The sequence below is a fragment of the Pseudomonas sp. Marseille-QA0332 genome, assembly GCF_054950175.1.
In genome coordinates, this window is record NZ_CM143106.1 from 4336304 (window position 1) to 4358986 (window position 22683).

Consider the following 22683-nt stretch of genomic DNA (forward strand, 5'->3'; position numbering starts at 1 on the left):
GTGATGATGTCCATGAAACCCATCCTTCATGAGCTGCCCTACCTGGAAAACTGGCGCTGGCTGAGCCGGCGCATCCGCTGCGCCCTGGAACCGGACGAACCGCGTCTGATCGAGCATTATCTCGCCGAAGGGCGCTACCTGGTGTGCTGCACCGACACCAGCGCCTGGACCGTGGCGCTGACTTCCTTCCAGCTGCTGCTCGATACCGCTTGCGATCGCATGCTGCCCTGGCACTGGCGTTGTTTGTGCCTGGACCAGGCCTGGCGCCCGCTGCTCGACCTGCGCCGGCTCGACCGTCGCGAGCACAACGCGCGCTGGCAGCCTTATGCACTGCAACTGGCCAGCTGTGCGTTGCTGCCTTCCATTTCCCCCGATGAACTGATGCAAGGATTTGATGATGAGTGATACCCGTATCGAGCGCGACAGCATGGGTGAGCTGCAGGTGCCGGCCCAGGCGCTGTACGGCGCGCAGACGCAGCGCGCGGTCGACAACTTTCCCATCAGCGGGCAGCGCATGCCTGTACAGTTCGTGCGTGCTTTGCTGTTGGCCAAGGCGGCAGCGGCGAAGGCCAATGTCGAACTCCAACAACTGACGGCCGAGCAGGGCGCGGCGATCGTGCAGGCGGTCGAACAGCTGTTGGCGACGGACTTCATCGAGCACTTCCCGGTGGATGTCTTCCAGACCGGTTCCGGCACCAGTTCGAACATGAACGCCAACGAAGTCATCGCGACCCTGGCCAGCCGGATCGTCGGCGCCGCCATCAGCCCCAACGACCACGTCAATTGCGGGCAGAGCAGCAATGACATCATCCCGACCACCATCCATGTCAGTGCCGCCCTGGCCTTGCACGAGCAACTGCTCCCGGCGCTGCGCCACTTGGCGCAGGTGATCGATGACAAGGCCGGCCAGGTCCACCCATACGTCAAGACCGGCCGCACCCACCTGATGGATGCCATGCCGGTACGCATGAGCCAGGTGCTTGGCGGCTGGTCGGCCCAGGTCCGCGGCGCGCTGGCGCATCTGGAAGCCATCTTGCCCAGCCTGCAGGCCCTGGCCCAGGGCGGTACCGCGGTGGGCACGGGCATCAATGCCCATCCGCAATTCGCTGCCACTTTCGCCCGCCAGCTCGGCGGGTTGACCAAGATCCAATTCGCGCCTGGTGCCAACCTGTTCGCCCTGATCGGTTCCCAGGACACTGCGGTGGCCTTGTCCGGCCAGCTCAAGACCGGTGCCGTGGCGCTGATGAAGATCGCCAACGACTTGCGCTGGATGAACTCGGGCCCCTTGGCCGGCCTCGGTGAAATCGAGTTGCAGGGGCTGCAGCCGGGATCGTCGATCATGCCGGGCAAGGTCAACCCGGTCATCCCGGAGGCCACCGCGATGGTCGCCGCCCAGGTGATCGGCAACGACGCCACCATCGCCGTGGCAGGCCAGTCCGGCAATTTCGAGCTGAATGTGATGTTGCCGGTCATCGCCCGCAACTTGCTGGAAAGCATCGAGCTGATGGCCAACGCCAGCCGCCTGCTGGCTGACAAGGCCATCGCCAGCTTCACGGTCAACGAAGCCAGGCTCAAGCAAGCCCTGGCGCGCAATCCGATCCTGGTCACTGCCTTGAATCCGATCATCGGTTACCTGAAGGCGGCGGAAATAGCCAAGACTGCCTACAAGCAGGGGCGTCCGATCATCGACGTGGCCTTGGAGCATACCGATCTGTCGCGCGATCAGCTGCAGGCGCTGCTCGATCCGGAAAAACTCACAGCTGGCGGCATCTGAGGCATCAGGCGCCAGCGGTCATCGTCGAGGAGGTACGTCATGCAGCACTGGAAACGCACCACGGAAATTGCCAATCGCCTGTTCGAACAAGGGGAGCTGGTCGATGCACGAGAGCATTACCTGCAGGCCCTGGCGCTGGCGCAGGTCCTGTTCGAGCGTTGGCATGACGTCGACGAAGCGGTAGCCGCGCTGGTCATCGCCCATCACAACCTGGCCGACCTGCACTTGCGCCTGGATCAGCCCCAGGAAAGCGCCGACTACCTGTGCGCGGCCCACCAGCACTTGCTCCAGGCCAGCCAGCAACCGCGTCTGTCGCAGGCGCTGCGCGAGGCGGCCCTGCGCCACAGCGCCAGGACCTATACGGAGCTTCTGAACTTCATAGGCGAACATGGACAGTACCCGCGCACCGCACGTCTGCTCGAACGACATACGCTGCAGACAAATGCACTCACCGCCAAAGCTGATGTCGAAACTCGCAACCACCCACATGGAATCCATTGACATGCCACATACATTGCCAGCGTTGCCTTACGCCTACGATGCTCTGGAACCGCACATCGATGCCCAGACCATGGAAATCCACCATACCAAGCACCACCAGACCTACATCAACAACCTCAATGCCGCCATCGAGGCAACCGAGTGGAAGGATTTGCCGATCGAGAAGCTGGTCGGCGCGGTCAAGCAATTGCCGCAGAACCTGCAGGGGCCGGTGACCAACAATGGCGGTGGCCACGCCAACCACAGCCTGTTCTGGACCATCATGTCGCCGCAGGGCGGCGGTAAGCCACAAGGGCAGGTGGCCAAGGCCATCGACGAGCAACTGGGCGGTTTCGACGCTTTCAAGGAGGCCTTCACCAAGGCTGCGCTCAGCCGTTTCGGCAGTGGCTGGGCCTGGCTCAGCGTCACCCCGGAAAAGAAACTGGTGGTCGAGAGCACGGGCAACCAGGACAGCCCATTGATGCACGGCAACACGCCGATCCTGGGTCTGGACGTCTGGGAGCACGCCTACTACCTGAAGTACCAGAACCGTCGTCCCGAGTACATCGGCGCCTTCTACAACGTCGTGGACTGGGCCGAAGTGGAACGTCGCTACGCCGATGCCTTGAAGTGAGCCGACGGCCATGCGCTCGGAGGTGATGTCCGTCAGCAGTGTGCGGCTGTTTCGCCTGGCCCTGGGTACTTTGCTGTTGCTGGTCGGAACCGCGCTGCTGCTGGCGCGAGGCATCGCCTGGCTGGACCTCGAGCCGCGCATGCTGCGCGCGCTCGAGGGCGGTGCGCTGTGCGCCCTGGGTACGGCGCTGGGTGCCGTTCCGGTGCTGGTCATTCGCAACATGCCGGTGGCTCTGGCCGACACATTGCTGGGATTTGGCGCTGGGGTGATGCTCGCGGCGACAGCCTTCTCGCTGATAATCCCCGGCCTGGATGCTGCCCAGGCCATCGGTTTCAGCGCCTGGGGCGCGGGTGCCTTGATCAGTACCGGGCTGCTGTTCGGTGCGCTGTGCCTGTTCCTGGTAGACCTGAAGGTGTCCGGGGCTTCGGCGCAGGCCTTGGTAGGCACCGAGCAGCGCCCGGTGGTCGCCGCCCGGATCTGGCTGTTCGTCATTGCCATCATCGCCCACAACATCCCCGAAGGCATGGCCATCGGTGTTTCGGCCGGTGGCGGCATGTCCGATGCGGACAGCCTGGCCATGGGCATCGCGCTGCAGGATGTGCCCGAAGGGTTGGTCATCGCGCTGGTACTGGCAGGCGCCGGTATGCCCCGCTTCCAGGCCTTCCTGATCGGAGCGGCCTCCGGCTTGGTGGAGCCGCTGGCCGCGGTCATCTGCGCCTGGCTGGTGAACGTCGCCGAACTGCTTTTGCCGCTCGGCCTGGCCTGCGCGGCTGGGGCCATGCTGCTGGTCGTCACCCAGGAGATCATTCCCGAGGCGCGCAGCAATGGGCATCATCGGCTGGCGAGCCTGGGTCTATGCTGCGGCTTCTGCCTGATGATGGTGATGGACACGGCGATGTCCTGACGCTACCGAGGGTGGCTGGCCAGGCCCGGCTACTCGCCTTCGTCGAAGCGGTTGTCGATCAGTTCGACCAGTGCCTGCAGCGCTTCGTCTTCCTGCTCGCCCTCGGTATGCACATGAATCTGGGTGCCCTTGCCAGCGGCCAGCATCATGACCGCCATGATGCTCTTGCCATCCACCAGGCGGTCGGCGGCACGACCGACCTTCACCTGGCAGGGAAAGCGTCCGGCCACGCCGACGAACTTGGCAGCCGCGCGAGCGTGCAGCCCCAACTTGTTGATGATGGTGATATCACGAGCGGGCATGTTCGGGCGGATCCTGTGGCTAAAGGTCGCGATGGCGGACCTGGACGTTTTTCAGAGACTGCTGCAGCAGCAGGCCGAGGCGCTCGGTCAGATATACCGACCGATGATGACCGCCCGTGCAGCCGATAGCGATGGTGACATAGGCCCGGTTGCTGGCGGCGAAGCGCGGCAACCACTTGAGCAGGTAACTGGAGATGTCCTGGAACATTTCCTCGACGTCAGGCTGGGCGGCCAGGTAATCGATGACCGGTTGCTCCAGGCCGGAGTGCTCGCGCAGTTCCGGTTTCCAGTACGGGTTGGGCAGGCAGCGTACGTCGAAGACGACGTCGGCATCGACCGGCATGCCGCGCTTGAAACCGAACGACTCGACCAGGAACGCCGTGCCTGGCTCGGGCTGGTTGAGCAGGCGCAGCTTGATCGAGTCGCGCAGTTGGTAGAGGTTGAGATTGGTGGTGTCGATCTTCAGGTCGGCCAGGTCGGCGATCGGCCCGAGCAGCTCGCTTTCCACGCGAATGGCTTCGGCCAGCGAGCGATTGGCGTTGGTCAGCGGGTGGCGCCGACGGGTCTCGGAAAAGCGCTTGAGCAAGGTATCTTCGTCAGCGTCCAGGTACAGCACATCGCATTGGATATGCCGGGCCCGGGCATCTTCGAGCAGCTCGGGAAAACGCGACAGATGGCTGGGTAGGTTGCGGGCATCGATCGATACCGCCACCTTCGGTTGCAGCAACTCCGTATTGAGCAGGGCGTTTTCCGCCAGCTGGGGCAGCAGGCCCGCTGGCAGATTGTCGATGCAATAGAAGCCGTGGTCTTCCAGGACATCCAGGGCGGTGCTCTTGCCGGAGCCGGATCGGCCGCTGACGACGATCAGACGCATGTTCAGCCGCCGTTCTGTACGTCCAGGACAACCTGGTACAAGGCTTCGTTGCTGTCGGCATCCCGCAGCCTGCGGCGCACGTCTTCCCGGTCAAGCATGCTGGCGATCTGGCGCAGCAGTTCCAGGTGCGCATCGGTGGCCGCCTCCGGTACCAGCAGGACGAACAGCAGGTCCACCGGTTCGCCATCGATGGCGTCATAGTCGATGGCCGCATCGAGGTGCAACAGTGCGCTGACCGGTGCCGTGCAACCGGCAAGTCGGCAGTGGGGAATGGCTATGCCATTGCCGAAACCGGTGGAGCCCAGCTTCTCGCGGGCGACCAGTTTCTCGAAGACGTCTTCCATTTCCAGTTCCGGCACTTCCCTGGCGATCAGGGTGGCGGTTTCCTGGAGCACGCGCTTCTTGCTGCCGCCCGGCACGTTCACCAGGGAACGGCCGGGGGTCAGGATGGTTTCAAGTCGGATCATGGATGGGGTCAGCGGGCTGCTGCGCCTTGCAGCAGGTTCTGCTGTTTTTCCTTGTGTTTTTTCAATTGACGGTCGAGCTTGTCGGCAAGGGCATCGATCGCTGCGTACATGTCTGCGTCCTCGGCATTGGCTACCACTTCGCCACCAGGAATCTGCAGGGTCGCCTCGACCTTCTGCTGCAGCTTCTCGACCTTCAGGATGACCTGCACGTTGGTGATCTTGTCGAAATGACCCTCCAGGCGCTTGAGCTTCTGGTCCAGATAGTCGCGCAGCGACGGGGTGACTTCGACATGGTGTCCACTGATGTTGACTTGCATACAGCTTCTCCTTTGTTGCCCGTGCAATGAAGAGGCAGGTATTGCACCTGCCACTGGAACGCTGTGATACATCCGAGGGCTACATCAGTCGCTTGCGTTCACTCGACGGTGCGATGCCGAGCGACTCGCGATATTTGGCGACGGTGCGACGGGCGACCTGGATGCCTTGTGCCTCCAGTAAACCAGCGATCTTGCTGTCGCTCAATGGCTTTTTCTGATTTTCCGCGGCGACCAGTTTCTTGATGATCGCGCGAATTGCCGTGGACGAGCATTCGCCGCCCTCGGAGGTGCTCACGTGACTGGAGAAAAAGTATTTCAATTCATAGATGCCGCGCGGGGTGTGCATGTATTTCTGGGTGGTGACCCGAGAAATGGTCGACTCGTGCATGCCCACCGCTTCGGCGATATCGTGCAGGACCAGCGGTTTCATCGCCTCGTCGCCATGGTCGAGGAAGCCGCGCTGGTGCTCGACGATCTGCGTGGCGACCTTCATCAGCGTCTCGTTGCGGCTTTGCAGGCTCTTGATGAACCAGCGCGCCTCCTGCAACTGATTGCGCATGAAAGTATTGTCGGCGCTGGTATCGGCGCGGCGCACGAAACCGGCGTACTGCGGGTTGACGCGCAGGCGCGGCACGGCTTCCTGGTTGAGCTCCACCAGCCAGCGGTCGTTGTGCTTGCGCACGATCACGTCCGGCACCACGTACTCGGGCTCGCTGCTCTCGATCTGCGAGCCGGGGCGCGGGTTGAGGCTTTGCACCAGTTCGATGACCTGGCGCAGCTCGTCTTCCTTGAGCTTCATCCGGCGCATCAGCTGGCTGTAGTCGCGCGCGCCCAGCAAGTCGATGTAGTCGGTGACCAGGCGTTGGGCTTCGTTCAGCCAGGGCGTGCCGGCCGGCAGCTGGCGGAGCTGCAGCAGCAGGCATTCGCCAAGGTCGCGCGCCGCCACACCGGCAGGTTCGAACTGCTGGATGCGGTGCAGGACGGCCTCTACCTCGTCGAGTTCGATATCGAACTCGGGATCGAAGGAGGCGCAGATCTCCTCGATCGATTCCTCCAGGTAACCCTTGTCGTTGATGCAGTCGATCAGCGTGACGGCGATCAGCCGATCGGTATCGGACATCGGTGCCAGGTTCAGCTGCCACAGCAGATGGCTTTGCAGGCTCTCGCCGGCAGTCGTGCGGGTGGTGAAGTCCCACTCGTCATCGTCGCCAGCCGGCAGGCTGCTGGCGCTGGTCTGGTAGATGTCCTCCCAGGCCGTGTCGACCGGCAGCTCGTTGGGGATGCGCTCGCTCCAGTCGCCTTCATCCAGGCTATCGGCGCCGAGCGTCGCCTCCTGGTTGCCGTTGTCCTGGGTTTCGGCGACCGGCTTGTTCTCGACGTTGTCGGCCATCGGGTCGCTGTTGTCGAAGTCGTCGCCGTCTTCCTGGCGTTCGAGCATCGGATTGGACTCCAGCGCTTCCTGGATTTCCTGCTGGAGATCCAGGGTGGAAAGCTGGAGCAGACGGATGGCCTGTTGCAACTGCGGGGTCATCGTCAGTTGCTGGCCCATTTTTAGGACGAGCGATGGTTTCATGGCTGGGGCTTAATACCTTGTTCGCCGGCGCACATGCGCCATCCACTACACATACACGAAGCGCCGGAGCGCTTGAATCAGGCAAACCATATGCCTGAAATCGCTTCGTTTGCCTAGGGCTTGCACGAAAAGTGCCTGCGCGACGAGCATGCCGCAACGGGGCGCGACAGCTCGCGTCGGCCCTCGGCGCCCATGACGTCAGAGCCGGAACTCGTGGCCCAGATAGACCTCCTTCACCAGCTCGTTGGCGAGGATTGTTTCGGCATCACCTTCGGCAATCAGCTTGCCGTCGTTGACGATATAGGCCGTCTCGCAGATATCCAGCGTTTCGCGGACGTTGTGGTCGGTGATCAGCACACCGATGCCCTTGGCCTTGAGGTGATGGATGATCTGCTTGATATCGCCGACGGAAATCGGGTCGACCCCCGCGAAGGGTTCGTCGAGCAGGATGAATTTCGGCGCCGTGGCCAGGGCCCTGGCGATTTCCACGCGGCGACGCTCGCCACCGGAGAGGCTCATGCCCAGGTTGTCGCGAATATGGCTGATGTGGAACTCCTGCAGCAGCGACTCGAGTTCCTTGCGTCGCCCTTCGCGATCCAGGTCCTTGCGGGTTTCCAGGATCGCCATGATGTTGTCGGCCACCGAGAGCTTGCGGAAGATCGAGGCTTCCTGCGGCAGGTAGCCGATGCCGGCGCGGGCCCGACCATGCATTGGCTGGCGACTGACGTCCAGGCTGTCGATGAGCACGCGGCCCTGGTCGGCCTGGACCAGGCCGACGATCATGTAGAAGCAGGTGGTCTTGCCGGCGCCGTTCGGGCCGAGCAGGCCGACGATCTGGCCACTGTCGATGGACAGGCTGACGTCGCGCACGACTTGCCGCCCCTTGTAGCTCTTGGCCAGGTGCTGGGCTTTGAGGGTCGCCATTTACTCGGCCTTCTTCTTCGGCTGGATCACCATGTCGATACGCTGGCGCGGGGTGGTGACGTTGCCGCCACGGCCGGCGGTCGCCACTTGCGACTTGGTGTTGTAGACGATCTTCTCGCCTTCGGTGCTGTTGCCGTCGTTGGTCACCTTGGCACGGTCGGTCAGCACCACCAGGTCCTTGAGCGCCTGGTACTGGATGGTGACCGCCCAGCCCTGCATCTTGTCCGGCTTGGCCGTGCTCTGCTGCTGCTCGAAGTAGGCCAGGTTGCCCACCGAGGTCACGGTGTCGATGTCGCCCGACTCGGCGCGGGTGAGGGTGACGGTGTTGCCTTTGATCACCATCGAGCCCTGGGTGATGATCACGTCGCCGGTGTAGGTAGCCACGCCCTTCTTATCGTCGAGATGGGCATTGTCGGCCTGGATCCGGATAGGCTGGTCACGATCGGTCGGCAAGGCCCAGGCGCTCGCGCTTCCCAGTGCTGCGCTCAGGCTGAGCAAAAGGGGGAGGGTTTTAACGAGCCTCATACTGTCCTCTTACGTTGGACAGCAGGTCCATCCTGCCGTCTTTCAAATAGGCTTTCATGCCCTTGCCCGTAGTGGTGCCACCGGCGCCGTCGATTCTAACGGCTTGCTCGGTCTGCGCATATTGCTTCTGCGGGAACACGGTCATGCGAGCAGTGGTAATGATGGTTTCACGCTGTCTTTCGTCGGTGCGCGCCACGCGCACCTTGTCGATCAGCTCGACCTCGGTGCCGTCCGGGTTGACCTCGGCCCGCTCGCTCTGTACATGCCAGGGGTAGGGCGTGCCGCGGTACATGTGCAGGTCGGGCGCGGTCAGCAGGGTCACCTCGCTGGCCTTCAGGTGTTCGACCTTGTCGGCGGTCATTTCGTACTGCACCTTGCCGTCGGGAAGGTACTGGATACTGTGCGCGTTGATCGCATAGTAGTCGATGGCGCTTTCGTCGACTTGTGCCAGGGGCTTGTCGAGGAAGCTTTCCGGACTGACGTTCCAGTAGCCGATCGCGACCAGCAGCGCGGCGATCGCGCCGAGGATGACGATGTTGCGGGCTTTCTTGCTGAACATATCAAGCTCTACAGGTAATGGGCGTTGACCGCGTCCAGGCCACCGCGGACGCGCAGCATAGACGTGCGACACCGGCGCACGCCAGATTGCTCAGGACTGGCATGCATCAAAGCACGCCCGCGCGCAGCAGGTCGTGCATGTTCAGGGCGCCGATCGGGCGGTCCTGGGCATCGACCACGGCCAGTGCGTTGATCTTGTGATCCTCCATGATCTTCAGTGCCTCGGCTGCGAGCATGTCGGGGCGCGCGGTCTTGCCATGCGCGGTCATGACATGGTCGATCAAGGTCTGGTGGACATCGATGTTGCGATCCAGGCTGCGCCGCAGGTCGCCGTCGGTGAAGATGCCAGCCAGGCGCCCGTCGGCCTCGAGTACCACGGTCATGCCCAGACCTTTACGGGACATTTCAAGCAGTGCGTGCTTGAGCAGGGTGCCACGCGCTACCTGGGGCAGCTCGTCGCCGCCGTGCATCACGTTCTCGACCTTGAGCAGCAGGCGTCGGCCCAGCGCGCCGCCCGGGTGCGAGAAGGCGAAGTCCTCGGCTGTGAAGCCGCGAGCTTCCAGCAGGGCGATGGCCAGGGCGTCGCCCAGCGCCAGGGCAGTGGTGGTCGAGGAGGTGGGCGCCAGGTTGAGCGGGCACGCTTCCTTGGCGACGCTCACGTCGATGTTGACGTCGGCGGCCTGGGCCAACGGCGAAACGGGGTTGCCGGTGAGGCTGAGCATGCGGATGCCCAGGCGCTTGATCAGCGGCAGGAGGGTAACGATCTCGGCCGTGCTGCCGGAGTTCGACAGCGCGAGGATGACGTCGTCGCGGGTGATCATGCCCATGTCGCCATGGCTGGCCTCGGCCGGGTGCACGAAGAAGGCCGGCGTGCCCGTGCTGGCGAGGGTCGCGGCGATCTTGTTGCCGATGTGTCCCGACTTGCCCATGCCCAGCACCACGACCCGGCCCTTGCTGGCCAGGATCAGCTCGCAGGCCTGGACGAAACTGTCGTCCAGGCGTGCCAGGAGGTCCTTCATGGCCTGGAGTTCGAGACGCAAGGTACGCCGGGCGGATTGTATCAGCTCGCTGGGTTGGCTCATGTCGATTGAGGCATGTCTGGTCTAAAGGTGTCGATTATAACGGGTAAGCGCGAAAGCCTCACCTGATGATTGTCCCGAACGGCTTCGCCAGGCCGGGGCAGACCGCTCGCAGCTTGGGCGGGACTGCCCGCGATGCTATAGTTCGCCGCTGTTCGGCCCGTTCCAGGGGTGTGCCTTCATGATGAAGGCGGACGTCCAACTGACGAGTCGTATCGCAAGGAGTCTAGATGAGTGTGGATAGCGAGTACGCGGTCGAGTTGAAGGGCGTCACCTTCAAGCGCGGTTCGCGCAGCATTTTCAACGATGTCGACATCAGGATCCCACGCGGCAAGGTCACTGGCATCATGGGGCCGTCCGGGTGCGGCAAGACCACGCTGCTGCGCCTGATGGGCGCGCAGTTGCGGCCTGCCAGTGGCGAAGTCTGGGTCGGCGGGCAGAACCTGCCGTCGTTGTCGCGTGGCGACCTGTTCGATGCGCGCAAGCAGATGGGCGTGCTGTTCCAGAGCGGGGCACTGTTCACCGACCTCGATGTCTTCGAGAATGTCGCCTTCCCGCTGCGCGTGCATACCGAGCTGTGCGACGAGATGATCCGTGACATCGTGCTCATGAAACTGCAGGCCGTGGGCCTGCGCGGCGCCATCGAACTGATGCCGGACGAGCTCTCCGGCGGCATGAAGCGGCGCGTGGCGCTGGCTCGGGCGATCGCCCTGGACCCGCAGATCCTCATGTATGACGAGCCTTTCGTCGGCCAGGATCCGATCGCCATGGGCGTGCTGGTGCGGCTGATCCGCCTGCTCAACGACGCCCTGGGCATCACCAGCATCGTGGTCTCGCATGACCTGGCCGAAACCGCCAGCATCGCCGACTACATCTATGTGGTCGGCGACGGCCAGGTGCTGGGCCAGGGTACGCCGCAGGAGCTGATGGGTTCGGACAATCCACGTATCCGCCAGTTCATGAAGGGCGACCCCGACGGCCCCGTGCCATTCCATTTTCCTGCGCCCGACTACCGCGCCGACTTGCTGGGGGCGCGTTGATGCGTAGAAGATCCTTGCTCGAACGTATTCGTCTGTTCGGCCGCTCGGCCATCGATATCGTCGCGGTGCTGGGGCGCTCGTGCCTGTTCCTGGGGCATGCCCTGATCGGCCGCGGCGGCATCGGCGGCGGCTTCCAGCTGCTGGTGCGTCAGCTCTATTCGGTCGGCGTGCTGTCGCTGGCGATCATCGTCGTGTCCGGCCTGTTCATCGGCATGGTGCTGTCGCTGCAGGGCTACAGCATCCTGACCAAGTACGGCTCGGAGCAGGCCGTCGGCCAGATGATCGCCCTGACCCTGCTGCGCGAGCTGGGGCCGGTGGTCACCGCGCTGCTGTTCGCCGGGCGCGCGGGGTCGGCGCTGACCGCCGAGATCGGCAACATGAAATCCACCGAGCAGCTGTCGAGCCTGGAGATGATCGGTGTCGACCCGCTCAAGTACATCGTCGCCCCGCGGCTGTGGGCCGGCTTCATCTCGCTGCCGCTGCTGGCGCTGATCTTCAGTGTCGTCGGCATCTGGGGCGGCTCCTGGGTCGCGGTGGATTGGCTGGGAGTCTACGAGGGCTCCTTCTGGTCCAACATGCAGAACAGTGTTTCCTTTACCGACGATGTTCTCAACGGTCTGGTGAAAAGCCTGGTGTTCGCCTTCGTGGTGACCTGGATCGCCGTGTTCCAGGGCTATGACTGCGAACCCACTTCCGAAGGGATCAGCCGTGCCACTACCAGGACCGTGGTCTATGCCTCCCTGGCAGTCCTGGGACTGGACTTCATTCTGACCGCCTTGATGTTTGGAGATTTCTGATGCAAAACCGCACCCTGGAAATCGGTGTCGGCCTGTTCCTTCTGGCCGGTATCCTGGCGCTGCTGCTGCTGGCCCTGCGCGTCAGCGGCCTGTCCGCCAGCCCGAGCAGCGAAACCTACAAAGTTTATGCCTACTTCGACAATATCGCCGGATTGACTGTCAGAGCCAAGGTGACCATGGCGGGCGTGACCATCGGCAAGGTCACCGCCATCGACCTGGACCGTGATTCGTTCACCGGTCGGGTAACGCTGCAGCTGGATCGCAACGTCGACAACCTGCCGACCGACTCCACCGCATCGATCCTGACCGCCGGGCTACTGGGCGAGAAGTACATCGGCATCAGCGTCGGTGGCGAGGACAGCGTGCTCAAGGACGGTGGGACCATCCATGACACCCAGTCGTCGCTGGTGCTCGAGGACCTGATCGGCAAGTTTTTGCTCAATTCCGTTGGCAAAGAAGCTAAATAAGGAGTTTTCATGATCTCTATATTGCGACGTGGCCTGCTGGTGCTGCTGGCGGCCCTACCGATGCTGGCGAGCGCAGCTCCCGGGCAGTCGGCCCACGAGGTGATCCAGGGCACCACCGACAAGCTGCTGGCGGACTTGCAGGCCAACCGAGAAACCTACCGCAACGACCGCGAAGCGTTCTACAACTCGCTCAACCAGATTCTCGGACCAGTGGTCGATGCCGACGGCATCTCCAAGAGCATCATGACCGTCAAGTATTCGCGCAAGGCCAGCGCGCAGCAGATGCAGCGCTTTCAGGAAAACTTCAAGCGCAGCCTGATGCAGTTCTATGGCAATGCCCTGCTCGAGTACGACAACCAGGGCATCAAGGTCGATCCGGCCAAGGATGAAAGCGGCCAGCGGACCAGCGTCGGCATGAAGGTGACGGGCAACAACGGCGCCGTCTATCCGGTTTCCTACACGTTGGAGAAGATCGGCGGCGAGTGGAAGGTGCGCAATGTCATCGTCAATGGCATCAACATCGGCAAGCTGTTCCGCGATCAGTTCGCCGATGCCATGCAGCGCAACGGCAACGACCTGGACAAGACCATCGACAGCTGGGCCGGCGAAGTGGCCAAGGCCAAGCAGGCCGCCGAGCAATCGCCCGACAAGGCCGTGCAATGAGCGAAACCGGCGTAAGCATGGTCGAACCGGGCGTGCTGCGTCTGACCGGAGTGCTGGACTACCGTAGTGGGCCGCGGCTGCGCAAGGCCGGCCAGGCGCTGATCGCTGCCTGTCGGGAGCCGCGCCTGGTGCTGGATTGCTCGGCGGTCGAGCATTCCACCAGTGTCGGCCTGGCACTGCTACTGGGGTTCATGCGCGACGCGCAGGCGGCAGGCAAGGCCTGCACGCTGCAGGGCATGCCGCACGACATGCGGGAAATCGCCGAGGTCTATGACCTGACGCAGGTGCTGGCCAGCTGATGCTTGCCAGCCAGGGCAGCCCCTCGGTCAGCGAGCCTCTGCATGGGGTTCGCAGGCGAGGGGCTTTTTTGTATGATGGCCGACCCGCGCGCACAGGGCGCCGATTGAGGTTGAGCATGCAGGCCGTAGAAGTTAAGAGCTTCCTTGAAGAAAAACTGCCGGGAACCCGGGTCGAAGTTGAGGGCGAAGGCTGCAACTTCCAGTTGAACGTGATCAGCGACGAACTGGCCGGCCAGAGCCCGGTCAAGCGCCAGCAGGCGATCTATGCGCACCTGAATCCGTGGATCGCCAACGGCAGCATCCATGCGGTAACCATGAAATTTTTCAGCAGCGCAGCCTGGGCTGAGCGCACCTGAGCCAACTGGCGGCGAGACTCCTATGGACAAACTGATTATCACTGGCGGCGCGCGCCTCGACGGCGAAATCCGCATCTCCGGGGCGAAGAACGCCGCCCTGCCGATTCTTTCCGCGACCCTGCTGGCCGACGGTCCGGTCACGGTCGGCAACCTGCCGCACCTGCACGACATCACCACCATGATCGAGCTGTTCGGCCGCATGGGCATCGAGCCGGTGATCGACGAGAAGCTGTCGGTCGAGATCGATCCGCGCACCATCAAGACCCTGGTCGCGCCCTATGAGCTGGTCAAGACCATGCGTGCCTCGATCCTGGTGCTGGGGCCGATGGTCGCCCGCTTCGGCAAGGCCGAGGTCGCCTTGCCAGGTGGTTGCGCCATCGGCTCGCGACCGGTCGATTTGCACATTCGCGGATTGGAGGCCATGGGCGCGAAGATCGAGGTCGAAGGCGGCTACATCAAGGCCCAGGCGCCTGAAGGCGGTCTGCGTGGCGCGCATTTCTTCTTCGATACCGTCAGCGTGACCGGTACCGAGAACATCATGATGGCCGCAGCCCTGGCCAAGGGCCGCAGCGTGCTGCAGAACGCCGCCCGCGAACCAGAAGTGGTCGACTTGGCCAACTTCCTGATCGCCATGGGCGCGCGGATCCAGGGTGCCGGCACCGATACCATCGTGATCGACGGGGTCGAGCGTCTGCACTCGGCGACCTACCGGGTCATGCCCGACCGTATCGAGACCGGTACCTACCTGGTCGCCGCGGCCGTCACCGGTGGCCGGGTCAAGGTCAAGGACACCGATCCGACGATCCTCGAGGCGGTCCTGGAAAAACTCAAGGAAGCCGGCGCCGACGTGACCGCCGGTGACGACTGGATCTCGCTGGACATGCATGGCCGGCGCCCGAAGGCGGTCAACTTGCGGACCGCGCCGTATCCTGCGTTCCCCACCGACATGCAGGCGCAGTTCATTTCGCTCAATGCCATTGCCGAAGGCACCGGCGCGGTGATCGAGACCATCTTCGAGAACCGCTTCATGCACGTGTACGAAATGCACCGCATGGGCGCGCAGATCCAAGTCGAAGGCAATACCGCCATCGTTACCGGCGTCAAGGCGCTCAAGGGCGCTCCGGTGATGGCGACCGACCTGCGTGCTTCGGCCAGCCTGGTGCTGTCGGCATTGGTCGCCGAGGGTGATACCCTGATCGATCGCATCTACCACATCGACCGTGGCTATGAATGCATCGAGGAAAAGTTGCAGATGCTCGGTGCCAAGATCCGACGCGTTCCGGGCTAGGTTTCGTACGAAAGTTGCGCAGCGCCCGTCGCACGGCGCCAGTCCCTGACCGGCGCATGGAGGCGCCAGCCGTAACCCCAAGCGGTCGGGCAGGGCCCGACCGGCCATAGCTGCTTAAGGACAGACGTTCCATGTTGACCATCGCGCTATCCAAGGGCCGGATCCTCGACGATACCCTGCCGCTGCTGGCGGAAGCCGGTATCGTGCCTACCGAGAACCCGGACAAGAGCCGCAAGCTGATCATCCCCACCACCCAGGATGACGTGCGCTTGCTCATCGTGCGTGCCACCGACGTGCCCACCTATGTCGAGCATGGTGCGGCCGACCTCGGCGTGGCCGGCAAGGACGTGCTGATGGAGTATGGCGGCCAGGGGCTGTATGAGCCTCTGGACCTGCAGATTGCCTGCTGCAAGCTGATGACGGCCGGTGCCGTCGACGCGCCACAGCCCAAGGGACGTCTGCGTGTCGCCACCAAGTTCGTCAACGTAGCCAAGCGCTACTATGCCGAGCAGGGTCGTCAGGTCGACATCATCAAGCTGTATGGCTCGATGGAACTGGCACCGCTGATCGGCCTGGCCGACAAGATCATCGACGTGGTCGATACCGGCAACACCTTGCGCGCCAATGGCCTGGAACCACAGGAACTCATCGCTCACATCAGCTCGCGCCTGGTGGTGAACAAGGCCTCCATGAAAATGCAGCACGCCCGCATCCAGAGCCTGATCGATACCCTGCGCCAAGCGGTAGAATCGCGACATCGCGGCTGACTTTCGTGCGCGACCTTCGCGGTCGCGCCCGTCCATCCGCGTCATTGCCTTTTTTCTCGGGTGCCCGCGCGGATGGACTGGTAGCCTAGGGCGCCTGAGCATTCGCCAACAATCGAGGCCCTCGTCATGACCGTGTCCACTGCAATCGCCCGTCTCAATGCCGCCGATCCGGACTTCGCCCGTCATCTGGACCATCTGCTGAGCTGGGAAAGCGTGTCCGACGAAACGGTCAACCAGCGCGTGCTGGACATCATCAAGGCCGTACGCGAACGAGGCGACTCGGCGCTGGTGGAGTTCACCCAGCGCTTCGACGGCCTGCAGGTCGAGTCGATGGCCGAGCTGATCCTTGGCCGCGAGCGGCTCGAGCTGGCCCTGAGCCGTATCACGCCAGAGCAGCGCCAGGCCCTGGAAAAAGCCGCCGATCGCGTGCGCATGTACCATGAACGGCAGAAACAGGATTCCTGGCAATACACCGAGGCCGATGGCACCGTGCTAGGCCAGAAGGTCACGCCACTGGACCGCGCCGGCCTGTATGTACCGGGTGGCAAGGCTTCTTACCCATCGTCCGTGCTGATGAACGCGATTCCCGCCAAGGTGGCCGGAGTGGGCGAGGTGGTCATGGTCGTGCCGACCCCACGCGGTGAGGTGAACGAGCTGGTGCTGGCCGCTGCCTGCATCGCCGGCGTCGATCGGGTCTTCACCCTCGGTGGCGCCCAGGCCGTCGCCGCGCTGGCCTACGGTACCGAGAGCGTGCCACTGGTGGACAAGATCGTCGGCCCCGGCAACATCTATGTGGCGACTGCCAAGCGCCACGTGTTCGGCCAGGTCGGTATCGACATGATCGCCGGTCCGTCCGAGATCCTGGTGGTCTGCGATGGCCAGACCGATCCGGACTGGATCGCCATGGACCTGTTCTCCCAGGCCGAGCACGACGAGGACGCCCAGGCCATCCTGGTCAGCCCGGACGCCGCCTTTCTCGACCGTGTCGCCGCCAGCATCGACAAGCTGATGCCGACCATGGAGCGGGCCGAGATCATCGGCAAGTCGATCGATGGCCGCGGCGCCCTGATCCAGGTGCGCGACATGCAGCAGGCCATCGAAGTGGCCAACCGCATCGCGCCCGAGCACCTGGAGCTGTCGGTCGCCGATCCCCAGGCATGGCTGCCGCGGATCCGTCATGCCGGCGCGATCTTCATGGGGCGGCACACCAGCGAGGCGCTGGGCGACTATTGCGCCGGCCCCAACCACGTCCTGCCGACCTCCGGCACCGCGCGGTTCTCGTCGCCGCTGGGTGTCTATGACTTCCAGAAACGTTCGTCGATCATCTTCTGCTCGGAGCAAGGTGCCTCCGAGCTGGGGCAGACCGCCTCGGTGCTGGCCCGTGGCGAATCGCTGACGGCGCACGCCCGCAGTGCCGAATACCGTATCCGTAGCGAAGAGGGAAAATGAACATGAGTCGATTCTGGAGCCCCTTCGTCAAGGACCTGGTGCCCTACGTGCCGGGCGAGCAGCCCAAGCTGTCGCGCCTGGTCAAGCTCAACACCAACGAAAACCCCTACGGGCCGTCGCCCAAGGCAGTGCAAGCCATGCGCGGCGAGCTGGGCGACTCCCTGCGGCTGTATCCGGACCCCAACGGCGACCTGCTCAAGCAGGCCGTGGCCGAGCACTACGGCATCGCGGCGCGACAGGTGTTCGTCGGCAATGGCTCGGACGAAGTGCTGGCGCACATCTTCCACGGCCTGTTCCAGCACGATGCGCCGTTGCTGTTCCCCGATATCAGCTACAGCTTCTATCCGGTCTACTGTGGCCTGTACGGCATCGATTTCGAGCAGGTGCCCTTGGACGAGCAGTTCCGCATCCGCGTGGACGATTATCGCAAGCGCAATGCAGGGATCATCTTCCCCAACCCGAACGCGCCCACCGGCGTGCTGTTGCCGCTCGAGGACATCGAGCGACTGCTGCAGGCCAACCGGGATTCGGTGGTGGTGGTCGACGAAGCCTACATCGACTTCGGTGGGCAGAGCGCCATCAGCCTGGTCGATCGCTACGACAACCTCCTGGTCACCCAGACGCTGTCGAAATCGCGTTCGCTGGCCGGTCTGCGTGTCGGTCTGGCTGTCGGTCAGCCAGACCTGATCGAAGCGCTGGAGCGCATCAAGAACAGCTTCAACTCCTATCCGCTCGACCGCATGGCGATCGTCGGGGCAGCGGCAGCCTTCCAGGACGATGCCTACTTCGACATGACCCGCCGCAAGGTGATCGAAAGCCGCGAGAGCCTGGTGCAGGCGTTGCTCGAACGTGGCTTCGAAGTGCTGCCGTCGGCAGCCAACTTCATCTTCGCCCGGCATCCTCGCCAGGATGCGGCCGAACTGGCTGCGCGCCTGCGCCAGCAGGGGGTGATCGTTCGTCATTTCAAGCAACAGCGGATCGCCCAGTTCCTGCGCATCACCATCGGCACGCCAGAGCAGAATCAGGCGCTGCTCGACGCTTTGCACTGACCGCCGTCCTTTGCCTCGGCGCGCGCCATCGCGTCGAGGCAAAGTCTTGCCGGCACCGACAGCTACGAGTTACGCTGTGCGGCAAATTCATCCGATGACTGGATGTCAGTATGACTCTCCTGATCAAACGCTCGCTGGTCGAGCAAGCCGTGGACCAGCTGCGTGAGCGAATCGCCGCGGGTACCTGGACGGTTGGCCAACGCTTGCCCACCGAGCCTGAACTGGCACTGGAACTGGGCATCAGCCGTAACACGGTCCGCGAAGCCATGCGCGTGCTGGCATTTGGCGGGCTGGTGGAAGTGCGGCAGGGTGATGGCAGCTACCTGCGCATGGCTCAGGATCCGTTACAGACAGTCCAGGCCCTGTCACGCTGCACGATCGAGCAGGCACGCGAAACCCGCTACATCCTCGAGGCCGAAGCCATAGGCCTGGCCGCCTTGCGCCGGACCGAGGCGGACCTGGACGGGTTGCGCAAGGCGTTGCAGCTGAGCTCGGGGCATTTCCATGGCAACGTCGACGAGTACGTCAGCTGCGACCTCACCTTTCACCAGCGCCTCGTGGATGCGGCGCACAATCCGGCATTGAGCGAGCTGTACCGGTACTTCTCGAGTGTGCTGGCGGTGACCCTTCAGCACAACATGAGCCAGCTGCCGCGTAGCCAGGCCGTGTTCGACCTGCACGGACGAATCCTCGAAGCCATTGAACAACGCGATGCCGAGCGGGCCATGGCGCTGAGCCGAGCCTTGATCGAATCCTGACGAAGAAATGAACATGAACGACCAGACACGCAAACCAGCCTCCCGTCACGAGGCGCACGTCGATGAGCTGCTTATCGATGCCGAAGCGCACGAGCAGGCCAGCACCGAGCCAGCCGGCATGGCCAAGCGCCCCTGGCTGCTTCTGCTGGGCCTGGTACTGGTGGCACTCAACCTGCGTCCAGCGTTGTCGAGCATGGCCCCCGTGCTGGCACGAGTCTCCGAGGACCTGGGCCTGAGCGCCTCGCTGGCCGGCCTGCTGACAACCTTGCCGGTGCTGTGCCTGGGCCTGTTCGCCCCGCTGGCGCCGCTACTGGCCCGCCGCTTCGGCAGCGAGCGGGTGGTATTGGGCATTCTCCTGGTCTTGGCGCTCGGCATCGTGCTGCGCAGCAACCTGGGCGTCGGTGGCGTGTTCCTGGGCAGCCTGTTGGCTGGCGCGAGCATCGGCGTGATCGGTGTGCTGTTGCCAGGCATCGTGAAGCGGGACTTCCCCCGACACGCTGGCACGTTGACCGGTGTCTACACCATGGCGCTGTGCCTTGGCGCGGCGCTGGCCGCCGGTGCCACGGTTCCGCTGAGCGAGCATTTCGCGGGTAGCTGGGCGCTGGGGCTGGGTTTCTGGGCGCTTCCGGCGCTGCTGGCGATGCTGGTCTGGCTGCCCCAGGCGCGCGAGGGGCACGGCACTCATCGGGTGGCCTATCGGGTTCGTGGCTTGTGGCGTGATCCGCTGGCCTGGCAGGTGACCTTGTACATGGGTTCACAGTCGTCGCTGGCCTACATCGTGTTCGGCTGGCTGCCCTCGATCCTGATCGGCCGCGGCCTCGATGCTACCCAGGCAGGGCTGGTGCTGTCCGGTTCCGTGCTGGTGCAACTGCTCAGCTCGCTCAGCGTGCCGTGGCTGGCCAGCCGCGGCAAGGACCAGCGCCTGGCGATCGTGCTGGTCATGCTGGTGACCCTGGCTGGCCTGTTCGGCTGCCTCTATGCGCCGCTGGGCGGCTTGTGGGGCTGGGCGGTGCTGCTCGGTCTGGGGCAGGGCGGCAGCTTTGCCCTGGCACTGACTCTCATCGTGCTGCGCTCGAAAGACGCCCACGTGGCGTCCAACCTGTCGAGCATGGCTCAGGGCGTTGGTTACACGCTGGCCTCGATGGGGCCGTTCGCCGTCGGCCTGGTGCATGATCTTACCGGCGGCTGGTCGGCGCTTGGCTGGATCTTTGCCGTGTTGGCATTCAGTGCGATCCTGTTCGGGCTCAAGGCGGGGCGTTCGCTGCATGTCCAGGTGACCAGCGAACGGGCCTGAGAGATGATGCCCCATACAGGTCCATCCCCGAGCCTCGAGTCGTCCGTGAAGCAGAACATGCCGATCAAGCCCTGGTATGTATACCTGGTGCGTGCTGCCAATGGGTCGCTCTACTGCGGCATCAGCGATGACCCGCAGCGACGGTTCCTGGCCCACCGCAAAGGACAGGGTGCGCGCTACTTCAAGACCAGCCCGGCGCAAGCTCTGGTGTATGTCGAGCAATGGCCGGACAAATCCGAGGCACTGCGTCAGGAGCGGCTGGTCAAGCGACTGCGCAAATCGGCCAAGGAAGCGCTGGTGCGCGCCTATGCCGAGCGGGCGCAACGGCAGCAGGCTGCGATCAGTCCTTGCGACGCTTGAGCTGATCGATCAGTTGGGTTGGTAGGCCCTTGATGACCAGGGTGCCGGCCTCTTCGTCGTATTCTATCTTCGAGCCCAGCAGATGGGCTTCGAAACTGATCGACAAGCCTTCGGCGCGGCCGGTGAAGCGGCGGAACTGGTTGAGTGTCCGCTTGTCGGCGGGGATCTCCGGCGACAGGCCATAGTCCTTGTTGCGGATGTGTTCGAAGAATGCCCTGGGGCGTTCTTCGTCGATCAGGCTGGAAAGCTCTTCCAGGGTGACCGGCTCGCCCATCTTGGTCTGGCTGGTGGCATAGTCGACCAAGGTCTGGGTCTTTTCCCGAGCGGCTTCTTCAGGCAGGTCCTCGCTTTCCACGAAATCACTGAAGGCCTTGAGCAGCGTGCGCGTTTCGCCTGGCCCATCGACACCTTCCTGGCAGCCGATGAAATCGCGGAAGTAATCCGAGACCTTCTTGCCGTTCTTGCCTTTGATGAACGAAATGTACTGCCTGGAGTTCTTGTTGTTCTGCCATTCCGACAGGTTGATCCGGGCTGCCAGGTGCAACTGGGCCAGGTCCAGGTGACGAGAAGGGGTGACATCGAGCTGCTCGTTGACCGCCACGCCTTCGCTGTGATGCAGCAGCGCAATGGCCAGATAGTCGGTCATGCCTTGTTGGTAGTGGGCAAACAGGACATGCCCACCCGTCGACAGGTTGGACTCCTCCATGAGCTTTTGCAGGTGTTCCACGGCCAACTTGCTGAATGCCGTGAAGTCCGTTTCCGCTTCCAGGTACTGCTTGAGCCAGCCACTGAGTGGATAGGCTCCGGATTCGCCGTGGAACAGGCCCCAGGCCTTGCCTTGTTTGGCGTTGTAGCTGTCGTTGAGGTCGGCCAGCAGGTTCTCGATGGCATCCGACTCGGCCAGTTCGGTGTCGCGTGCATGGAGCACGGCCGGGCTGCCATCAGGCTTCTTGTCGATCAGGTGAACGATGCAATGACGGATTGGCATGGAATTCTCGTGTGGTTGGTGCAGCAAAGTGCTTCAGTTTACCGCACGTGCGCGTGCTTGCAGGGGAACCATCGGCAGGACTGCCCCAGTTGGCTGTTTTTTCGCCAATCACACCGGCTTCGTTGGCCAAACCCCTGAAAAACCTGCATAAAAACGATGGCGGCTGCGGATATTTATCCGCTGCTGTGGTAGTTTTGCCCGGTCTTGCGCCCCGAGGGTGGCGCAGTGCTGGCAGCGTGCTCGCCTGAGGCCGAACCAAACGCCGATTTACGCATCTACATACGCGAAAGACGCGCCATGCCGGACCTTGCGGTCCGGTCGATGACCCCGGTAGAACGCTGCATAACCTCTGAATTCGATTAGGGAAGGAACACCACCATGGCATTGACCAAAGACCAACTGATTGCCGATATCGCCGAGGCGATCGATGCACCGAAGACCACTGCGCGCAACGCCCTGGAGCAGCTGGGCCAGATCGTCGCCGACCAGCTGGAGAACGGTGCCGAGATCACCCTGCCTGGCATCGGCAAGCTGAAAGTCTCCGAGCGTCCTGCCCGTACTGGCCGCAACCCTTCGACTGGCGCCGCCATCGAGATCGCTGCCAAGAAAGTCGTCAAGTTCGTACCGGCCAAGGGCCTGAACGACGCCATCAACAAGTAATTGTCGATGCCGTAGCGAACCGCGTCCGGCTGGCCCG

General features: G+C 63.3%; 29 protein-coding genes. 19 read left to right on the top strand and 10 right to left on the bottom strand.

The window, feature by feature from the left end; genetic code table 11:
• The first annotated feature begins 3 nt into the window (after positions 1-3).
• The 5 genes from ACY8GK_RS19990 to ACY8GK_RS20010 are packed head-to-tail and all read left to right on the top strand — an operon-like array spanning position 4 to position 3792.
• Positions 4-405 carry a FagA protein gene (locus tag ACY8GK_RS19990; protein ID WP_462401885.1) on the top strand — a complete coding sequence of 134 codons (402 nt, stop codon included), beginning with the start codon at positions 4-6 and terminating at the stop codon, positions 403-405.
• Complete coding sequence (locus ACY8GK_RS19995; protein WP_196181169.1) at positions 398-1774, top strand: class II fumarate hydratase; 1377 nt, start codon at positions 398-400, stop codon at positions 1772-1774. Before ACY8GK_RS19990 ends, ACY8GK_RS19995 begins: the two co-directional genes overlap by 8 nt.
• Before the next feature lie 39 nt (positions 1775-1813).
• Entirely contained in the window at positions 1814-2275 is a 462-nt protein-coding gene (locus ACY8GK_RS20000) for a DUF2753 family protein (RefSeq protein ID WP_196181168.1), read from the top strand.
• A gap of 1 nt (position 2276) precedes the next feature.
• A complete protein-coding gene (locus ACY8GK_RS20005; protein WP_462401886.1) occupies positions 2277-2888 on the top strand; it encodes a superoxide dismutase in 612 nt (203 codons plus the stop codon).
• A gap of 10 nt (positions 2889-2898) precedes the next feature.
• The gene (locus ACY8GK_RS20010; protein WP_196181166.1) at positions 2899-3792 is read left to right on the top strand and encodes a ZIP family metal transporter; all 894 of its coding nucleotides are present in this window, start codon (positions 2899-2901) and stop codon (positions 3790-3792) included.
• 29 nt (positions 3793-3821) lie between these two features.
• Here ACY8GK_RS20010 and ACY8GK_RS20015 read toward each other — a convergent pair whose 3' ends face one another.
• The 9 genes from ACY8GK_RS20015 to ACY8GK_RS20055 form a co-directional block, all read right to left on the bottom strand.
• Entirely contained in the window at positions 3822-4094 is a 273-nt protein-coding gene (locus ACY8GK_RS20015) for an HPr family phosphocarrier protein (protein WP_196181165.1), read from the bottom strand.
• Positions 4095-4113: 19 nt separating this feature from the next.
• Complete coding sequence (gene rapZ / locus ACY8GK_RS20020; protein ID WP_196181163.1) at positions 4114-4968, bottom strand: RNase adapter RapZ; 855 nt, start codon at positions 4966-4968, stop codon at positions 4114-4116.
• Positions 4969-4970: 2 nt separating this feature from the next.
• A complete protein-coding gene (ptsN, locus tag ACY8GK_RS20025; RefSeq protein ID WP_196181161.1) occupies positions 4971-5435 on the bottom strand; it encodes a PTS IIA-like nitrogen regulatory protein PtsN in 465 nt (154 codons plus the stop codon).
• A gap of 8 nt (positions 5436-5443) precedes the next feature.
• The gene (gene hpf / locus ACY8GK_RS20030; RefSeq protein WP_196181160.1) at positions 5444-5752 is read right to left on the bottom strand and encodes a ribosome hibernation-promoting factor, HPF/YfiA family; all 309 of its coding nucleotides are present in this window, start codon (positions 5750-5752) and stop codon (positions 5444-5446) included.
• Between the two features lie 79 nt (positions 5753-5831).
• Complete coding sequence (locus ACY8GK_RS20035) at positions 5832-7325, bottom strand: RNA polymerase factor sigma-54 (protein WP_196181159.1); 1494 nt, start codon at positions 7323-7325, stop codon at positions 5832-5834.
• A 198-nt stretch (positions 7326-7523) separates the two neighbouring features.
• Positions 7524-8249, bottom strand: coding sequence for an LPS export ABC transporter ATP-binding protein (lptB, locus tag ACY8GK_RS20040; protein WP_196181158.1), 726 nt, complete (start codon positions 8247-8249; stop codon positions 7524-7526).
• Positions 8250-8774: a lipopolysaccharide transport periplasmic protein LptA gene (gene lptA, locus ACY8GK_RS20045; RefSeq protein ID WP_462401887.1), complete on the bottom strand. Its 525-nt coding sequence runs from the start codon at positions 8772-8774 to the stop codon at positions 8250-8252. It abuts the gene before it with no gap.
• Positions 8761-9333 (bottom strand): LPS export ABC transporter periplasmic protein LptC, encoded by a 573-nt coding sequence (gene lptC / locus ACY8GK_RS20050; protein ID WP_462401888.1) that lies wholly within the window; start codon positions 9331-9333, stop codon positions 8761-8763. The genes lptA and lptC overlap by 14 nt, the downstream gene beginning before the upstream one ends.
• 106 nt (positions 9334-9439) lie before the next feature.
• On the bottom strand, positions 9440-10414 hold the full coding sequence (locus tag ACY8GK_RS20055; protein ID WP_462401889.1) for a KpsF/GutQ family sugar-phosphate isomerase: 975 nt from the start codon (positions 10412-10414) through the stop codon (positions 9440-9442).
• A gap of 227 nt (positions 10415-10641) precedes the next feature.
• Here ACY8GK_RS20055 and ACY8GK_RS20060 point away from each other — a divergent pair, with 227 nt between their 5' ends.
• The 13 genes from ACY8GK_RS20060 to ACY8GK_RS20120 all read left to right on the top strand — a co-directional run bounded on the left by ACY8GK_RS20060 (position 10642) and on the right by ACY8GK_RS20120 (position 20998).
• Positions 10642-11451, top strand: a complete 810-nt coding sequence (locus tag ACY8GK_RS20060; protein WP_196181155.1) for an ATP-binding cassette domain-containing protein — start codon at positions 10642-10644, stop codon at positions 11449-11451.
• Positions 11451-12248 (top strand): lipid asymmetry maintenance ABC transporter permease subunit MlaE, encoded by a 798-nt coding sequence (gene mlaE, locus ACY8GK_RS20065; RefSeq protein WP_196181154.1) that lies wholly within the window; start codon positions 11451-11453, stop codon positions 12246-12248. Before ACY8GK_RS20060 ends, mlaE begins: the two co-directional genes overlap by 1 nt.
• Positions 12248-12715 carry an outer membrane lipid asymmetry maintenance protein MlaD gene (mlaD, locus tag ACY8GK_RS20070; RefSeq protein WP_196181153.1) on the top strand — a complete coding sequence of 156 codons (468 nt, stop codon included), beginning with the start codon at positions 12248-12250 and terminating at the stop codon, positions 12713-12715. Before mlaE ends, mlaD begins: the two co-directional genes overlap by 1 nt.
• Positions 12716-12724: 9 nt before the next feature.
• Positions 12725-13378, top strand: coding sequence for an MlaC/ttg2D family ABC transporter substrate-binding protein (locus ACY8GK_RS20075; protein WP_196181152.1), 654 nt, complete (start codon positions 12725-12727; stop codon positions 13376-13378).
• Positions 13375-13677, top strand: coding sequence for an STAS domain-containing protein (locus ACY8GK_RS20080; RefSeq protein WP_196181151.1), 303 nt, complete (start codon positions 13375-13377; stop codon positions 13675-13677). The genes ACY8GK_RS20075 and ACY8GK_RS20080 overlap by 4 nt, the downstream gene beginning before the upstream one ends.
• A 116-nt stretch (positions 13678-13793) precedes the next feature.
• A complete protein-coding gene (locus ACY8GK_RS20085) occupies positions 13794-14033 on the top strand; it encodes a BolA family protein (protein ID WP_028689666.1) in 240 nt (79 codons plus the stop codon).
• A gap of 22 nt (positions 14034-14055) precedes the next feature.
• Complete coding sequence (gene murA / locus ACY8GK_RS20090; RefSeq protein ID WP_196181150.1) at positions 14056-15321, top strand: UDP-N-acetylglucosamine 1-carboxyvinyltransferase; 1266 nt, start codon at positions 14056-14058, stop codon at positions 15319-15321.
• Positions 15322-15452: 131 nt separating this feature from the next.
• A complete protein-coding gene (gene hisG / locus ACY8GK_RS20095; RefSeq protein ID WP_196181148.1) occupies positions 15453-16088 on the top strand; it encodes an ATP phosphoribosyltransferase in 636 nt (211 codons plus the stop codon).
• 126 nt (positions 16089-16214) lie between these two features.
• Entirely contained in the window at positions 16215-17537 is a 1323-nt protein-coding gene (gene hisD / locus ACY8GK_RS20100; protein ID WP_462401890.1) for a histidinol dehydrogenase, read from the top strand.
• A gap of 2 nt (positions 17538-17539) precedes the next feature.
• Positions 17540-18586 (top strand): histidinol-phosphate transaminase, encoded by a 1047-nt coding sequence (hisC, locus tag ACY8GK_RS20105; RefSeq protein ID WP_196181144.1) that lies wholly within the window; start codon positions 17540-17542, stop codon positions 18584-18586.
• A gap of 110 nt (positions 18587-18696) precedes the next feature.
• Positions 18697-19344, top strand: coding sequence for a FadR/GntR family transcriptional regulator (locus tag ACY8GK_RS20110; RefSeq protein WP_196181142.1), 648 nt, complete (start codon positions 18697-18699; stop codon positions 19342-19344).
• A 13-nt stretch (positions 19345-19357) separates the two neighbouring features.
• Positions 19358-20638: a CynX/NimT family MFS transporter gene (locus ACY8GK_RS20115; protein WP_462401891.1), complete on the top strand. Its 1281-nt coding sequence runs from the start codon at positions 19358-19360 to the stop codon at positions 20636-20638.
• Between the two features lie 6 nt (positions 20639-20644).
• Positions 20645-20998, top strand: a complete 354-nt coding sequence (locus tag ACY8GK_RS20120) for a GIY-YIG nuclease family protein (protein ID WP_462401892.1) — start codon at positions 20645-20647, stop codon at positions 20996-20998.
• On the opposite strand, the gene yejK is transcribed toward ACY8GK_RS20120, so the two are convergent.
• On the bottom strand, positions 20979-21986 hold the full coding sequence (gene yejK, locus ACY8GK_RS20125) for a nucleoid-associated protein YejK (protein WP_196181138.1): 1008 nt from the start codon (positions 21984-21986) through the stop codon (positions 20979-20981). The two genes, ACY8GK_RS20120 and yejK, sit on opposite strands and share 20 nt — an antisense overlap.
• Before the next feature lie 378 nt (positions 21987-22364).
• On the opposite strand from yejK, the gene ACY8GK_RS20130 reads away from it, so the two are divergent.
• Positions 22365-22646: an HU family DNA-binding protein gene (locus ACY8GK_RS20130; protein ID WP_196181136.1), complete on the top strand. Its 282-nt coding sequence runs from the start codon at positions 22365-22367 to the stop codon at positions 22644-22646.
• The last annotated feature ends 37 nt before the right edge of the window (positions 22647-22683 follow it).

Excerpts from the sequence above, each read along its gene's own strand:
- hisG (WP_196181148.1), top strand. The coding sequence starts at position 15,453 with ATGTTGACCATCGCGCTATCCAAGGGCCGGATCCTCGACGATACCCTG.
- ACY8GK_RS20035 (WP_196181159.1), bottom strand. The coding sequence starts at position 7,325 with ATGAAACCATCGCTCGTCCTAAAAATGGGCCAGCAACTGACGATGACC.
- ACY8GK_RS20015 (WP_196181165.1), bottom strand. The coding sequence starts at position 4,094 with ATGCCCGCTCGTGATATCACCATCATCAACAAGTTGGGGCTGCACGCT.
- lptC (WP_462401888.1), bottom strand. The coding sequence starts at position 9,333 with ATGTTCAGCAAGAAAGCCCGCAACATCGTCATCCTCGGCGCGATCGCC.
- hisC (WP_196181144.1), top strand. The coding sequence starts at position 17,540 with ATGAGTCGATTCTGGAGCCCCTTCGTCAAGGACCTGGTGCCCTACGTG.
- murA (WP_196181150.1), top strand. The coding sequence starts at position 14,056 with ATGGACAAACTGATTATCACTGGCGGCGCGCGCCTCGACGGCGAAATC.
- mlaE (WP_196181154.1), top strand. The coding sequence starts at position 11,451 with ATGCGTAGAAGATCCTTGCTCGAACGTATTCGTCTGTTCGGCCGCTCG.
- ACY8GK_RS20130 (WP_196181136.1), top strand. The coding sequence starts at position 22,365 with ATGGCATTGACCAAAGACCAACTGATTGCCGATATCGCCGAGGCGATC.
- lptB (WP_196181158.1), bottom strand. The coding sequence starts at position 8,249 with ATGGCGACCCTCAAAGCCCAGCACCTGGCCAAGAGCTACAAGGGGCGG.
- ACY8GK_RS20115 (WP_462401891.1), top strand. The coding sequence starts at position 19,358 with ATGAACGACCAGACACGCAAACCAGCCTCCCGTCACGAGGCGCACGTC.
- ACY8GK_RS20010 (WP_196181166.1), top strand. The coding sequence starts at position 2,899 with ATGCGCTCGGAGGTGATGTCCGTCAGCAGTGTGCGGCTGTTTCGCCTG.
- ACY8GK_RS19995 (WP_196181169.1), top strand. The coding sequence starts at position 398 with ATGAGTGATACCCGTATCGAGCGCGACAGCATGGGTGAGCTGCAGGTG.
- ACY8GK_RS20060 (WP_196181155.1), top strand. The coding sequence starts at position 10,642 with ATGAGTGTGGATAGCGAGTACGCGGTCGAGTTGAAGGGCGTCACCTTC.
- ACY8GK_RS19990 (WP_462401885.1), top strand. The coding sequence starts at position 4 with ATGATGTCCATGAAACCCATCCTTCATGAGCTGCCCTACCTGGAAAAC.
- ACY8GK_RS20080 (WP_196181151.1), top strand. The coding sequence starts at position 13,375 with ATGAGCGAAACCGGCGTAAGCATGGTCGAACCGGGCGTGCTGCGTCTG.
- ACY8GK_RS20075 (WP_196181152.1), top strand. The coding sequence starts at position 12,725 with ATGATCTCTATATTGCGACGTGGCCTGCTGGTGCTGCTGGCGGCCCTA.
- ACY8GK_RS20000 (WP_196181168.1), top strand. The coding sequence starts at position 1,814 with ATGCAGCACTGGAAACGCACCACGGAAATTGCCAATCGCCTGTTCGAA.
- hisD (WP_462401890.1), top strand. The coding sequence starts at position 16,215 with ATGACCGTGTCCACTGCAATCGCCCGTCTCAATGCCGCCGATCCGGAC.
- rapZ (WP_196181163.1), bottom strand. The coding sequence starts at position 4,968 with ATGCGTCTGATCGTCGTCAGCGGCCGATCCGGCTCCGGCAAGAGCACC.
- ptsN (WP_196181161.1), bottom strand. The coding sequence starts at position 5,435 with ATGATCCGACTTGAAACCATCCTGACCCCCGGCCGTTCCCTGGTGAAC.
- yejK (WP_196181138.1), bottom strand. The coding sequence starts at position 21,986 with ATGCCAATCCGTCATTGCATCGTTCACCTGATCGACAAGAAGCCTGAT.
- ACY8GK_RS20005 (WP_462401886.1), top strand. The coding sequence starts at position 2,277 with ATGCCACATACATTGCCAGCGTTGCCTTACGCCTACGATGCTCTGGAA.
- ACY8GK_RS20110 (WP_196181142.1), top strand. The coding sequence starts at position 18,697 with ATGACTCTCCTGATCAAACGCTCGCTGGTCGAGCAAGCCGTGGACCAG.
- mlaD (WP_196181153.1), top strand. The coding sequence starts at position 12,248 with ATGCAAAACCGCACCCTGGAAATCGGTGTCGGCCTGTTCCTTCTGGCC.
- ACY8GK_RS20085 (WP_028689666.1), top strand. The coding sequence starts at position 13,794 with ATGCAGGCCGTAGAAGTTAAGAGCTTCCTTGAAGAAAAACTGCCGGGA.
- hpf (WP_196181160.1), bottom strand. The coding sequence starts at position 5,752 with ATGCAAGTCAACATCAGTGGACACCATGTCGAAGTCACCCCGTCGCTG.
- lptA (WP_462401887.1), bottom strand. The coding sequence starts at position 8,774 with ATGAGGCTCGTTAAAACCCTCCCCCTTTTGCTCAGCCTGAGCGCAGCA.
- ACY8GK_RS20055 (WP_462401889.1), bottom strand. The coding sequence starts at position 10,414 with ATGAGCCAACCCAGCGAGCTGATACAATCCGCCCGGCGTACCTTGCGT.
- ACY8GK_RS20120 (WP_462401892.1), top strand. The coding sequence starts at position 20,645 with ATGCCCCATACAGGTCCATCCCCGAGCCTCGAGTCGTCCGTGAAGCAG.